Source organism: Brotaphodocola sp., assembly GCF_050873065.1.
Classification (GTDB): Bacteria; Bacillota; Clostridia; order Lachnospirales; family Lachnospiraceae; genus Brotaphodocola.
The window spans coordinates 17,719-31,524 of record NZ_JBNMIC010000005.1 but is presented as its reverse complement, the minus strand read 5'-3'; the positions used below and the strand labels follow the sequence as shown (position 1 = coordinate 31,524).

9 protein-coding genes and 1 riboswitch are annotated in these 13,806 nt (G+C 49.9%); of the genes, 2 read left to right on the top strand and 7 right to left on the bottom strand.

The genetic code is table 11. From position 1 onward, the window contains the following. Positions 1-259 precede the first annotated feature (259 nt). A complete protein-coding gene (locus ACR0QE_RS02650; protein WP_432626840.1) occupies positions 260-2,737 on the bottom strand; it encodes a hypothetical protein in 2,478 nt (825 codons plus the stop codon). Positions 2,738-3,138: 401 nt separating this feature from the next. Here ACR0QE_RS02650 and ACR0QE_RS02645 point away from each other — a divergent pair, with 401 nt between their 5' ends. Next, positions 3,139-4,113 (top strand): DUF5688 family protein, encoded by a 975-nt coding sequence (locus tag ACR0QE_RS02645; RefSeq protein ID WP_432626897.1) that lies wholly within the window; start codon positions 3,139-3,141, stop codon positions 4,111-4,113. 67 nt (positions 4,114-4,180) lie between these two features. Here the strand turns inward: ACR0QE_RS02645 and uvrB are convergent, their stop codons facing one another. From uvrB to ftsH, 5 genes are all read right to left on the bottom strand, one after another. Then, positions 4,181-6,163 carry an excinuclease ABC subunit UvrB gene (gene uvrB / locus ACR0QE_RS02640; RefSeq protein ID WP_432626839.1) on the bottom strand — a complete coding sequence of 661 codons (1,983 nt, stop codon included), beginning with the start codon at positions 6,161-6,163 and terminating at the stop codon, positions 4,181-4,183. Between the two features lie 2 nt (positions 6,164-6,165). Further along, positions 6,166-6,369, bottom strand: coding sequence for a hypothetical protein (locus tag ACR0QE_RS02635; RefSeq protein WP_432626838.1), 204 nt, complete (start codon positions 6,367-6,369; stop codon positions 6,166-6,168). A gap of 106 nt (positions 6,370-6,475) precedes the next feature. Next, complete coding sequence (locus ACR0QE_RS02630; RefSeq protein WP_432626837.1) at positions 6,476-6,835, bottom strand: cupin domain-containing protein; 360 nt, start codon at positions 6,833-6,835, stop codon at positions 6,476-6,478. A gap of 137 nt (positions 6,836-6,972) precedes the next feature. Then, complete coding sequence (locus ACR0QE_RS02625; protein ID WP_432626836.1) at positions 6,973-8,196, bottom strand: NAD(P)-dependent oxidoreductase; 1,224 nt, start codon at positions 8,194-8,196, stop codon at positions 6,973-6,975. 325 nt (positions 8,197-8,521) lie between these two features. Next, positions 8,522-10,339, bottom strand: a complete 1,818-nt coding sequence (ftsH, locus tag ACR0QE_RS02620; protein WP_432626835.1) for an ATP-dependent zinc metalloprotease FtsH — start codon at positions 10,337-10,339, stop codon at positions 8,522-8,524. A 408-nt stretch (positions 10,340-10,747) separates the two neighbouring features. Beyond that, positions 10,748-10,848: riboswitch (glycine riboswitch) on the top strand. Between the two features lie 4 nt (positions 10,849-10,852). Here ftsH and ACR0QE_RS02615 point away from each other — a divergent pair. Further along, entirely contained in the window at positions 10,853-12,292 is a 1,440-nt protein-coding gene (locus ACR0QE_RS02615) for an alanine/glycine:cation symporter family protein (RefSeq protein WP_432626834.1), read from the top strand. A 152-nt stretch (positions 12,293-12,444) separates the two neighbouring features. Here the strand turns inward: ACR0QE_RS02615 and ACR0QE_RS02610 are convergent, their stop codons facing one another. Next, entirely contained in the window at positions 12,445-13,755 is a 1,311-nt protein-coding gene (locus ACR0QE_RS02610) for a 2-hydroxycarboxylate transporter family protein (RefSeq protein ID WP_432626833.1), read from the bottom strand. Positions 13,756-13,806 lie beyond the last annotated feature (51 nt).

Genomic DNA, 13,806 nt, shown 5'->3' with positions numbered 1-13,806 from the left:
TCTATTTATAATGAATCTTTACGATTTCTTTAATTTTCCATCGAATATTCTTAATGATTATACCACATAAATCTGATTTGTAAAGGGAAACACCCGTTTCCCGGCACGCCCCGGTTCCACCTAGTTACTGTTCACGCATTGCGCAAACAGTAACGGATTTTGCCGATGCTTCGCATTCCGGATCGGCAAAATCTGCTGCCACCACGGTATCATACGGCATTTTCAGTTCAGAAAATGCCTGCCCGTGCACAGTAACCATCTATTCGAATGCAAGCGCGCAGACAAAATCATTTCCGAGTCTCCGGAAATACTCGGTGCTGTCATTGAGACCTGCCTTGTACATCTCCCCCGTCGCCGGATTGAATATCGTCACATTGTAGGAATCATACCCGCAAAGCAGCAGGTATCCCCCATTCTCCGTGTATGCGACAACCGGAATTCCCTGATCAATAAAGTAGAGCATCTGCATCATGTTGCAGCCGCGCCCATCGAGGGCAAGAACTCCATCTGAGAATTTCTGGTTTCCCACAAACTCATCGAGATGGCGGGTAATCGATGCTGACGCCGTCTGCAGATCGCGGATGGTTCTCGTCACAGACCGGTCCACACGGCTCCAGAGCAGACGGTGATAAGAATCCGTCACATATCCCATTCCCTCATAAGCAGTCTGAACCGCACTCGCAAAGTCTGTCGTCACCTGTCTGAGCTGTCCGCTCGCATACGCATAGAATTCCATATTTCCGGAACTGCGGTCTGCCTCAAGACTGAGCATATCCGCCTTTTCATAACTGATCTCATCCGGAACGGAAGTCCGGATTCCACGGCTTTTCATCTCTCCGTCAAGCTGGACAAAGTATACCTTTCCCTTTGTCTGGGATGCATACCAGCCGATTCCATCCATCCTTCCCTGACCGATGTCGGCGTTGCAGACGATCGTGTCCTCCGTCGACGGAACATAGCTTTGATCCCCCGAACGGACAACGCGGTCCAAATGGATCCTGCTCTCCTCAACCGAAACCTTTGAGATATAGTATCCCTCTTTCTGGTAGGTAGTCTCCACCTCCATCTGGTCGTTCACAATCTTGACATTGTACATCGGTTCCTCTTCGGTTCTTCCGTTGACGATCCAGCGGTCGCTCTCTCTGGCCGTTCCGTAGACGAGATCTCTGCCCACAAAACCGAGCACCCGGACATTCTCTCCGGCTCCTCCGTCAATCTCCTGGCTCTGACCGGACTCAAGATCCATCAGATAAAGAGAACCGGCTCCGCCCTGGCTGCGCCCGCTCTGCCATGCAAAACGCTTCTGATCCACGCTGACCGCATAGCTTCCCTTTTCCAGACGGTCTGCGACCACCATATTTTCACGGCTCTCCAGATCGATTCCGTAAACCGCATGTTTCAGATAGAGGTAGAGCATTCCCGACGGATTGAGACAGACAAGCTGGTCGAGATCCTCCTCAAGCTCCGTGAAGGAGCCGCTGTACGGGATGAAAAATCTCTCCTCAAGCGCATTCGCATCCGTCTGGTAGCGGTAACCCGCAATTCCCATATTTCCCTCGTGTTCTCCGCGGTTCATATATCCGTACACAAGAAACTCAATGCTTCCGTCATCTCCAACGGAGAGAATCCGGGTGTCGTGACGGCTGTCATTCTCCCGCACATCGTCATTCTTGCCGCGGAAAGAAAATACCTTCACCGCATGAGCGTTCTTCTGATCGTAAGTCCACAGCTCCCGTCCTGCACGGTAGGCAATCACATTTCCTGACGGGCTCTTTCTCGCCTCCACGCGGCTCTCATCCGTGATTCCGAGAAGAATCCTCTTTCCCGAATAATCTGCCTCTTTCCCGGAAAAAATCTGATTCACACTGCGCTCATAGTCCATGAGGTAAATGCGAAGTTCATTCCACTTCATCGTGAAATTCTCCTCCACCTCATAGACCTCGGATTCTCCGGTCTCATCGTCCTCGCGGACAGCCGGATATCTCAGCTGGACACTGCTCATCGCCCCGTCAAGCTCCCGGAGTGCGATCTGCACCTCCCCAGACGGCTGCATACCGAGCTTTCCCCAGGTCAGTCTTGAAAAACTTGAGTGAATCGTTGTCCGGTGGAAAGAAGACTCATCCTGCGAGGCATTCGTCTCAAGGTAAGACGCAAGTTCCCTCGCCTGTGCCGGATCAAAGGTCTTCGTCGAGAAATTCACTGCGAGATCCACCATCGCCTGCGCGCGGGCGTTGTCCGTCCACAGAATTCTCGTGTAATAGTAGACCGGTCCGTGCTGCTGCGTCTCTAAAGTGATCTGAAGCAGATACTCCTGATCTCTCGAAATCAGGTTCTGGATCGGAAGCTCCGCGCGGATTTTCCCGTCTGTGGTCAACCAGTTCTCAAGATCCGTTCTCTCAATCAGGCGCTGGCGGTCCATACTCCGCACATCATAGCGGATTGCCGTGACTGCGTCCTCCTGATTCTCAATGTCCAACGCCAGCTTTCTGTCCTCCGGAATCAGCGTCAGAAGCTCTGCCGCCACGGAAGAATCCATCTCCTGACGATATCCTGCCATCCTGTTCATCGTCCGCCCGCAGGTCTCGGCGTACACAGTCGGAAGCGAAGCATCCTGAAGTGCCACATAGACAGTCTCATCTGCTCCGCCCCTGTTTCGATTTCCTATCATAAAATAAATCAGCAATGCCGCTGCAAAAATTCCAAATAAAATCCCTACTCGTTTTACAATCTGATACATCTCTCTGTTTTCCTGTTCTATCGCGGTTTTCGGCTGCCGCAAACCAGCCCTTATCGTGTTTTTCTTCTTTCTCTTCCTATTTTATTTGTTTTTCCCTCAAACTACAACAAAACTTTTTATTAAGAATCTTTGCGAAATCACATGGATTTTTCCACTCAGAAATTCTCCTCGCAGACTTTACATCTGTACTTTTCCGTTTGTCTGACTTCCCTAATTTTCCCTTGCGCCTTTTTCCAAAATCAAGTATAATAAAAATCACCCAATCAGATTTCAGGGATTCTTATCTTTTCAATTTTTCTCATTTTTTCTCTTATTTTTCTTTTCTGAGAACCATGTTCCCTGCATGCAAACAGCCAAACATAAACTATGCATTTTTCAAAGGAGGTCTTCTATTGAATTACATGAATTACAAGGAATTTTTGGAGACAATCACACAGAACCTTCACCGCACACTCGGGGATTCCTACCAGATCGACGTCTGTCCGCTTTCCAAGAACAACGGTGTGATTTTAGACGGACTCCGCATCCGCCGCGACGGCCAGATTTTTGTGCCCACCATTTACCTGAACATGTATTTTGATGCTTACCAGAACCACTCCATGAGTGTGGAAGAGATTCTCTCTGACATTCTCGGTCTCTACCGGTGCTCGACACCTCCGTGCTGTCTCAGCGAAGAATCCATAAGTGATTTTGAATCCCTGAAATCCCGCGTGATGTACCGAATGATTCACACAGAGTCCAACCAGGAACTCTTAAAGGAACTTCCATCCATCCGTTTCCTCGATCTGTCTGTCGTCTTCTTCCTCTATCTCGATGAGAATGCGGCGGGCCAGCTGACTGCCCTGATCCGCAAGGAACATCTGCGCCAGTGGAAAGTTGGCGTCTCTGATCTGTGGAAACTTGCGCGCGTCAACACCCCGGCTGCTTACCCGCCGGTTGTCCAGAGCATGACAGAACTGCTCGGCGTTCTGAGCGAATCCACCGGAATCGATCCCGCTGAAATGAATGACGCCGAAGCGGATCCTTCAAAAAATGAGGACCCGCTCCCGCTCTATGTCATCACCAACAGCAGCGGACTCTACGGGGCTGCGTGCATGCTCTACCCCAATGTCCTCGACGATCTCGCCTCCCGGTTAAATCAGGATCTTCTGATCCTGCCGTCAAGCATCCATGAGGTTCTCGCTCTGCCCGCAGACACCCCGGTGAGTTTGATGGAACTGCGCGCAATGATCAGCGCGATCAATCAGGTCGAAGTTCCGCCGGAGGACCGCCTCTCCGATCAGGTCTATTTCTACCAGAAGGATGACGGCATGCTTGACCTTCTTCCGGAAGAGGCGTTCTCTGAGAATCCCGATGAGAGCGGCTTTCTCTCATAATGCTCCGCTCTGTCTTCATCAGACCCTGCTCATTCTCATGTCATGAAATGAATGACCGTAAGTGATCTCATTCCAGATCAAGCAGCATCTTTTTGACCTCAAGCATCCGGTCACGAAGCACAACCGCATCCTCAAAGTTGAGTTCCGCTGCGGCCTGATTCATCTTTTTCTGAAGTTCTTTCTCCAACTTCTGAAGTTCCTTCTTGCTCATCGACTCGAGATCTTTCTCCTCCTTCTCCGGATGAGACTCTGCCGCCTTCGAGATCGCAATCAGATCCCGGACTGCTTTTTTGATCGTGGTCGGCGTGATCCCGTGCTCTTCATTGTATCTCTGCTGAATCTCTCTTCTTCGTCCTGTCTCCTCAATCGCGTGGCGCATGGAATCCGTGATCGTATCCGCATACATGATAACATGACCCTCCGCATTTCGCGCCGCACGTCCGATCGTCTGGATCAGGGACGTCTCAGATCGCAGAAAACCCTCTTTATCCGCATCTAAAATCGCCACAAGCGTGATCTCCGGAATATCGAGACCCTCCCTGAGAAGGTTGATGCCGACAAGGACATCAAATACATCAAGACGCATATCGCGGATGATCTGGGCACGCTCTAACGTGTCAATGTCAGAGTGCAGATACTTGACCCGGATCCCGACTTCTCTCATATAATCAGTGAGATCTTCCGCCATCCGCTTTGTCAGCGTTGTGATCAGCACCTTGTGATGAGCTGCGACTTCCTTGTTGACTTCTGAGACGAGATCATCGATCTGTCCCTCAACCGGACGGACGGAAATCTCCGGATCGAGCAGTCCGGTCGGACGGATGATCTGCTCCGTACGCAGAAGTTCATGTTCTGCCTCATACGGTCCCGGCGTCGCCGATACAAACATCAGCTGGTCGATCTTGCTCTCAAACTCTGTGAAGTTGAGCGGACGGTTGTCAAGCGCCGACGGCAGGCGGAATCCGTAGTCGACGAGGGTCTGCTTTCTCGAGCGGTCTCCCGCATACATTCCCCTGATCTGCGGAAGTGTGATGTGGGACTCATCCACGATGATCAGAAACTCATCCGGGAAATAGTCCATCAGCGTCCACGGCGGCTCTCCCGGTTTTCCGAATGTCAAATGTCTCGAATAATTCTCGATTCCCGAACAGAATCCGGTCTCCCGCATCATCTCGACATCGAAATTCGTCCTCTCGGCAATTCTCTGTGCCTCAAGCAGTTTGTCCTCGCTCTTAAAGTAGGCGACGCGCTCCTTAAGCTCCTCCAAAATATTCTCCGTCGCAAGCTGCATCTTCTCCTTCGGCACAACGTAGTGGGATGCCGGGAAGATCGCAAGATGGCCGAGCTCACATCTGCTCTGCCCCGTCAGCGTATCAATCTCCGTGATCCGGTCAATCTCGTCCCCGAAGAACTCGATGCGGTACGCCTCACTGCCGGAGTATGCCGGAAATACCTCAAGCACATCTCCCCGGACCCGAAAGGTTCCGCGGTGGAAATCCATGTCATTCCGGCTGTACTGAATGTCAATCAGCTTGTGAATGATCTCATCGCGGTCTCTCTCCATGCCCGGGCGCAGGGAAATCACCATCTCCTTGTAATCGATCGGGGAACCGAGTCCGTAGATGCAGGACACCGATGCCACAATAATCACATCGCTCCGCTCCGAGAGCGCCGCAGTCGCAGAATGGCGCAGTTTATCGATCTCATCGTTGATCGCAGAATCCTTCTCGATATAAGTGTCCGTCGACGGGACATACGCCTCCGGCTGATAGTAATCATAATACGAAACAAAATATTCCACGGCGTTCTCCGGGAAAAATTCCTTCATTTCCGAATAGAGCTGGGCGGCAAGCGTCTTGTTGTGCGCGATAATCAGTGTCGGCTTCTGCAATTTCTCGATGACATTTGCCATCGTAAAAGTTTTTCCCGAACCGGTGACGCCAAGAAGCGTCTCAAACTGGTTGCCTTCCCGAAATCCCTTCACCAACGCATCGATCGCCTGGGGCTGATCGCCGGTCGGCTGATACTCACTGTACAGACGAAACTCCATGTCTATTCTTCCTTTCCGTTTCCATTTCCATCAAAGTTTCCCATCACCACTTTACAAAAATCCGTTTCTCCCAACATAAAAAAAGAGCCCCGCTCAAAAAATAAAGTCGGTTTAAGTTCCATCATATCGAATTTAATGTGAAATTTCAAGGCAAAAAAGAGACAATCTTTTCCCTTGTGCTTCAAGAAAAAACTGTCTCTTTCCATGCAGGTCAGAGATCCTCTCATATCAGAATAATCTCCGCCCTATTATTTTATTTTTCGATATAATTTTGGAAATTGGAAAACGCTTCCAACTGCCTGTTTTTCGCTTCTACTCGTAGAGGAAGCCCTTTTCGTTGTAAATCAGGGCCATAAATTCCACATCCTCATCGGAATTATTCTCAAGACTGTGGAACTGTCCCACCTCAATCAGACAGCAGTCGCCAGGGCCTACCTTTGTCACGGTTTTATCATTATCGATGAAGTCCGCCTGTCCCTTCAAAATGTAGTACGGCTCAGTATCATGCACATGCTGATGCCAGCCCACGCTCGTACCCGGAGGAAGAACCACCTTTGCATACATTCTTCCGTGTCCCAGCAATTCCTCTTTCGAGACAATGTGATGAACATACGCGGTTCCCTTTCCACCGCCTAAATGCTCCACTGCCACAATATTTTCTTTTCTGACCATGTGACTTTCCTCCTGTCTATCCTGTTTCTCGTCACCCAAACCATCGCCGCCGTCGCTGTTATTTCCCATTGCGCCGTTTTTCGCCCTTGTTCCGTTACCGGCTGACAAAGCTTTGGCGTTGCAACACACTCAGTATACTACTTTTCTTCGGCGTTTCCAAGATAAACATCGATCGCATGGGCAACTCGCTTCGCCTTCGCAACTGCCTCCACAACGGTTCTTCCGCCGTGCACGACATCTCCCGCTGCAAAGACTCCATCGGCAGTCGTTCTGCCGTCCTCATCGACTTTCAGAAGTCCTTTTTCCGTTCCCTCAAGTCCCTCTGTCGTCTGGATCAGCTTGGATTTCGGTCCCTGGCTCGCCGCAATGATCGTAAAGTCTGCCGGCTCTAAGAGATCTTCATCCTCGAGAGAAAGAATCTGGCCGTTCTCATCAAGGTTGCTCTTGTGGAAGACCGGCCCCTCCTTCGTGATCTTCACGATCTGCATGCCATAGTGGAACTGTGCACCCTCGAGCTTTGCCATCTCGATCTCTTTCGGATCTGCGGCACTCTTATCTCTGCGCGCGTACAGGGTCACATATTCAACACCGCGGTGGAGCGCTGTTCTCGCCACATCCATCGCCGTATTTCCGGTTCCGATTACTGCCAGACGCTTTCCAATCTCAAAAGAATCCGGAGATGCCAGATAGTGAATGCCGTAGCAGACGTTCGGAAGGCTCTCTCCCGGCACATTTAACGGGCGCGCACGCCACAGACCACTTCCGATGAAAACCGCATCATATCCATCACGGAAGAGATCCGGGATTGTCAGCGATGTTCCGATTGCCGTGTGGAGACGGATGTGGATGCCGGCGCGCTTTAAGAGTGCCGTGTAGCGGTCTAAAATGCTTTTTGGAAGACGGAATTCCGGAATTCCATAGCGAAGCATTCCGCCCAGTTTACTCTCCGCCTCAAAAATTGTGATGTCATGGCCGGATTTTCTCAGCTCAATCGCCGCCGTCAGTCCGGCAGGACCGCTTCCGATGATTGCAACGCGCTTTCCCGTCTCAGGCGCCGGTTTGATCTCCATGCGGTCGAGATAGGTGTCGGAGATATAGCGCTCAATCTGACCCCAGCCGATCGGCTCTCCCTTCATTCCGCGCACACAGTGACCCTCGCACTGACTGTCATGGTTGCATACAATCGCACACACCACAGAAAGAGGATTGTTCTCAAAAAGCTGGTGAGCGGCCTCACTCATCTTTCCCTCTTTCAGCAGCTGAATCGCCCCCGGAATATCTGTGGAAATGGGGCATCCCGTACTGCATCTCGGTTTTTTGCATTGAAGGCAACGCTCTGCCTCGGACTGAACTCGCAACATTTGACTGATCTCCTATTCTGTCTCTCATTATTATTCTTATCTCTCAAAAAATTTATTCTATTGAATAATAATTCATTATAACGGCTCTTTTTTTAGTATGCAAGTTCAATTCTGCATACAATTATATTGTTTTTATGCATCATTTGTTATATTTTTCACGCAATTTGTTTTCTTTTTCACAACATTTCTTTGCGATTTCCGCACATAAATTTTTGATTTTTACCCGGCGATGAGAAATCCGCATAAAAATCCGCATAAAGAAAAAGCAGAAGCCATCACACAACCTTTATGTGCACAGCTTCTGCTAAAAATCCTGATTCCAGTCTTAATCGCGGTTCAGAATCTCCATGAATTCCTCTCCGCTGATGGTCTCTCGATCATACAGGTACTTTGCCAGCTCATCGAGTTTCGCTCTGTTTTCAATCAGAATGCCCGCCGCTTTCTCATGCTGTCTCTTCACGAGAGCGACCACCTGCTCGTCAATCTTTGCCTGTGTCTGGGCGGAACAGCTCAGGGAAGTATCTCCGCCGAGATACTGGTTTGTCACGGCTTCCATTGCAACCATGTCGAATTCTTTGCTCATTCCATAGCGGGTGATCATCGCACGCGCGAGTTTTGTCGCCTGCTCAATATCATTAGAAGCTCCCGTCGAGGAGATTCCAAAGATCACTTCCTCCGCCGCACGTCCTCCGGTCAGCGTCGCAATCCGGTTCTCAAGTTCCGTCTTCGTCATCAGATAATGATTGCCCTGTTCAACCTGCATCGTGTATCCAAGCGCACCGGAAGTGCGGGGAATGATTGTGATTTTCTGAACAGGTGCAGAGTTCGTCTGCTTCGCTGCGACAAGTGCATGACCGATCTCATGGTAGGAAACCGTCCACTTCTCCTTGTCAGTGAGAATTGCATTCTTCTTCTGGTATCCCGCAATGACAACCTCGATGCTCTCCTCGAGATCCTCCTGCGTCGCATAGGAACGGCCGTCACGCACCGCACGAAGTGCTGCCTCGTTGACGATGTTTGCAAGTTCCGCTCCCGATGCTCCCGATGCCATGCGGGCAATCTGGAGATAATCCACATTGTCCGCAACCTTGATCTTCTTTGCATGAACGCGAAGAATCGCCTCTCTTCCCTTGAGATCCGGAAGTTCTACCGGAACCCGGCGGTCAAAACGGCCCGGTCTTGTCAGCGCCGGATCAAGGGATTCCGGACGGTTTGTCGCCGCCAGAATGATAACGCCGTTGTTGCCCTCAAATCCATCCATCTCCGTGAGCAGCTGGTTGAGCGTCTGCTCTCTCTCGTCGTTTCCGCCAAGATTTCCGCCGTCACGCTTCTTTCCGATCGCATCGATCTCATCGATGAAGACGATACACGGTGCCTTCTCCTTCGCCTGCTTGAAGAGATCGCGCACCTTCGATGCACCCATGCCGACAAACATCTCGACAAACTCCGATCCGGAGATCGAGAAGAACGGAACATTCGCCTCACCTGCAACTGCTTTTGCGAGAAGCGTCTTACCCGTTCCAGGAGGTCCTACAAGCAGAATGCCTTTCGGCATTGAGGCACCGATCTCCTCATACTTCTTCGGATTGTGCAGATAATCCACAATCTCTGCTAAGTTCTCCTTCGCCTCATCCTCTCCTGCGACGTCAGAAAACTTGATTCCATTGGAGGACTTGATGTAGATCTTCGCGTTGGATTTGCCCATGCCGAAGGACATGGAGTTCGCTCCGCCCATCTTTTTCATCATCTTTTTCGACATGAACTGGCCGAGTCCCCAGAAAATCAGGATCGGCAGAACCCAGCTTGTCAGAAAGCTCGCCATCGGAGACATCTGCTCGACGATCTCGCTCGAAAATGACGCGCCAGAATCATAGAGACGCTGGGTCCGTCCCGGATCGTCCATCACACCGGTCTTGTAGATCGTCTTATTGTCTTTGCTCGTGAACAGAATCTGATTGCTCTCGATCTCGACCTGACCGATCTCCTTGTTCTCCGTCATCGTCATAAAAGTTCCGTAGTCAACTTCCTTGATCTGACGCTGTGCCAGATACGGTGCCGCCAGAAAGTTGAACAGCATCAGAATCAAAAGCACAATTCCGTAATAATACAGCAGTGGTTTTTTCGGCTGTTTTACTTCGTTCATAAGTTTCCTCCTTCTTCGTTCTTCTCCATTTTTATATCCATGTCTATGTCCATGAAATTTTCAAAATGTTTACATTTTATTATACTGTTTTTTGAAGGATTTGAAAATCTACAATCTTTCCCTTTTTTGTCACTTAATTTACGTCTCTCAGAGTGGATGCACCGTAATTCTGATCGCTTTGCATATCAAAAAACGTACCAGATCAATGTTTGTGTCGGCTTAAACAACTGGAAATCTGCTGTCATCACGGTACCATACAGAATTTTCAGTTCAGAAAATTCCTGCTCCTGTCCATGTTTCCCCTCACAAACATGGTATTTTCCCATTGTAATCCGACATTACCTGTGCTATATTGTTTTCTAAGTTACTGTTTTTGAAAAATGAGGACAGGAACGCAAGCGTCCGAGGACGCAAGATTCTGGAGAGTCTCTTATTACAAAAGAGCGCCGAAGGTGTACGGCAGACAAGGATTCTGCCAATCTCTCAGGCAAAAGGACAGGAGGAAAAAATATTATGGACACTTTCTTACATCTGGTGGATACCGCCAATTCCATTCTCTGGAATGTGGTTCTGATTCTGCTGTTATGTGGCACAGGTATCTACTACACCATTCGTCTCAGATTTATCCAGGTACGAAAACTGAAAGACGGCTTTCATCAGGTATTCGGCGGAATCCGACATAAGGGTCGGGAACACGGCGAAGGCGAGATGAGTTCCTTCCAGTCGGTTGCAACTGCAATCGCGGCTCAGGTCGGAACCGGCAACCTGACAGGAGCAGCCACCGCTCTGATCGGCGGAGGTCCGGGAGCGATTTTCTGGATGTGGCTTTCCGCTTTCTTTGGCATGGCGACGATCTATGCGGAGGCGGTTCTTGCCCAGGAGCACAAAACGGTGCATGACGGCGAAGTCACCGGTGGTCCCGTCTACTACATTCACGCAGCTTTCAAGGGAAAAGCAGGCAGAGTTCTCGGCGGAATCTTTGCTGTTCTGATCATCCTTGCACTCGGTTTCATGGGCAATATGGTTCAGGCTAACTCTGTCAGCGCAGCCTTCACTCAGGTCTTTGCGACCCGTCAGATCTCCATTCCGCCAGTCACAATCGGAGTTCTTTTAGCTGTCATGGCGCTCTTCATCTTCATCGGTGGAACGAAGCGTCTCGCCGCTGTCGTAGAAAAATTTGTGCCTTTCATGGCATTTGTCTATATCATCGGAAGTCTCACAGTTATTGTGTGCAACATCACACAGGTTCCGGAAGCCTTCATGCAGATCATTCGAGGAGCTTTTCAGCCGTCTGCCGTTCTCGGCGGTGCTGCCGGTATCACCGTGAAGGAAGCCATCCGCTACGGCGTTGCCCGCGGTCTGTTCTCCAATGAGGCCGGCATGGGTTCCACCCCGCATGCACATGCTAGAGCTGTCGTTGACACCCCTCATCATCAGGGTCTCGCTGCGATGGTCAGCGTCTTCATCGATACCTTCATCATCTTAAACTTAACCGTATTCAGCATTCTGACCACCGGTGCACTTTCCAGCGGCAAGGACGGAATCGCACTGACCCAGCACGCATTCTCCACCGTATTCGGAGGTTTCGGCGATATCTTCATCGCAGTCTGCCTGCTGTTCTTTGCATTCTCCACGATTCTCAGCTGGCACTTCTTCGGTGCTATCAACGTGCGCTATCTGTTCGGTTCAAAAGGACTGACGGTCTACTCCGCACTCGTCGCAGTCTTTATCGTCATCGGATCTGCTCTGAAAGTAAATCTTGTGTGGACACTTGCAGACTTCTTTAACGGTCTGATGGTCATCCCGAATGCGATGGCACTGCTCGCACTCAGCGGTTCCGTCGTCCTGATCGCAGCAAAATCAGGAGCGTTCAAGAAAATGACCGCAGAACCAGCAGCTGACGAAGCAGAAAACACGAAAAACAGCAAGCTTGTCGAAAAGACAGAATCTTAGGATTACACATAAAAAACGGCGGTCCCCTCACTCTCCAGAGACCGCCGTTTTCTAATTCTTATCCATCTTATACTTCTTATAAATCCACTTTATAAATCTAATTACACAGCAATATGTCACAATATGTCAACTCAATATCATTTACGTCAACATCATTTGAGCCAGAATGAGAACATAAACGATGCAATGATCAGCACAATTCCACCGCCGAGACGGGAGGAGAGCTGTGCGTAAGCCATCAGATCCATTCTCTTTGCTGCGCCCAAGCACGCCAGATCGCCGGAACCTCCACGGTTTGCCATGCAAAGACCTGCTGTCAATGCAGCATCTACCGGGTAGAAGCCAACCACATATCCGATCAGACCTGCGCCGAATGCACCGCCCACAACGATTGCCAGTGCCATCACCACATTTCCCGGTGTCATAACATTGAAAAGCTCTGCGATATCAAAATCGGCACCCATTCCGACCATGATGACCATTCCGAGAACTCCGCTCATGAAACTCTGGATTCTCTTTGCACCGGCGCGCACACCTGCCGGAACGAGACCGGTTGCTGCCAGAATGACAACAAAGATGATCATGTACGCATATGCATGGATTGCTGCACCCGCGATTGTCGGAAGCAGTTTCTTGCTCATGATGCGTCCCACACAGTAGCAGGCAAAAGTCAGAACAACCGCTCCGAGCATATCTTCCACTGTGGATTTTACTTTTGCATCGTCACGGGTAATATTTTCTCCACCGCGCACCAGCGTTTTTTTGTCGCCGGTCATCCACGGAACCTTCTCACCGATGGTATTTAAAACCGCAGATCCAACAATCGCAAAAATGTTTCCGATTGTCAGCACAATGATTGCAAATCCATAAAAGTTTGCCGCTGCATCGCCTGTCACCTGCTCATAAATGTTGCTCAGCGGAACTGCGCCTGCACCGTTTCCGCCTCCCATGATCGGAAGCACATATTTCATAATTGTGGTTGTCGGAGCCACGCCGAACAGAAGTCCTGCCACAACTCCAAAAATTCCTGCAAACAGAAGTCCGCCGAGAATCGTCGGAATGTATCCCGCAAAGGACTTGAGCAGGATATCTTTCTCCAGTGCCAGCACAGAACCGGAAATCAGGAAAATGATATACATTTCCAGAAGATTGACCTCATCTCCGGAGATTACCCGGTTGATGTTTTCCAGTGCTTCTTCCGGAATGATCTTGAAATACTTGAGCAGTGCCACACCGAAGAATGCCATCAGCAGTCCGCCGCCGATGTAATTGTTCCAAATCGGAAGTCTCTCACCCAGTTCATAGAGAATTACCGCAAGGGCAAAACAGGAACACAGGGTTCCGACCATGCTCTTTGACTGAATTCCCCAGTACATTGGAACCGCACACAGAATTACTGCAATCACTGCCTGCCACCATGGAAGTCCACCGAGCTTGAATACCTTCTTCTCATCCGTAGCCATAATTTACCTCCCGTATGATATGATTTTATATATTTTTTATGCATTTATTAT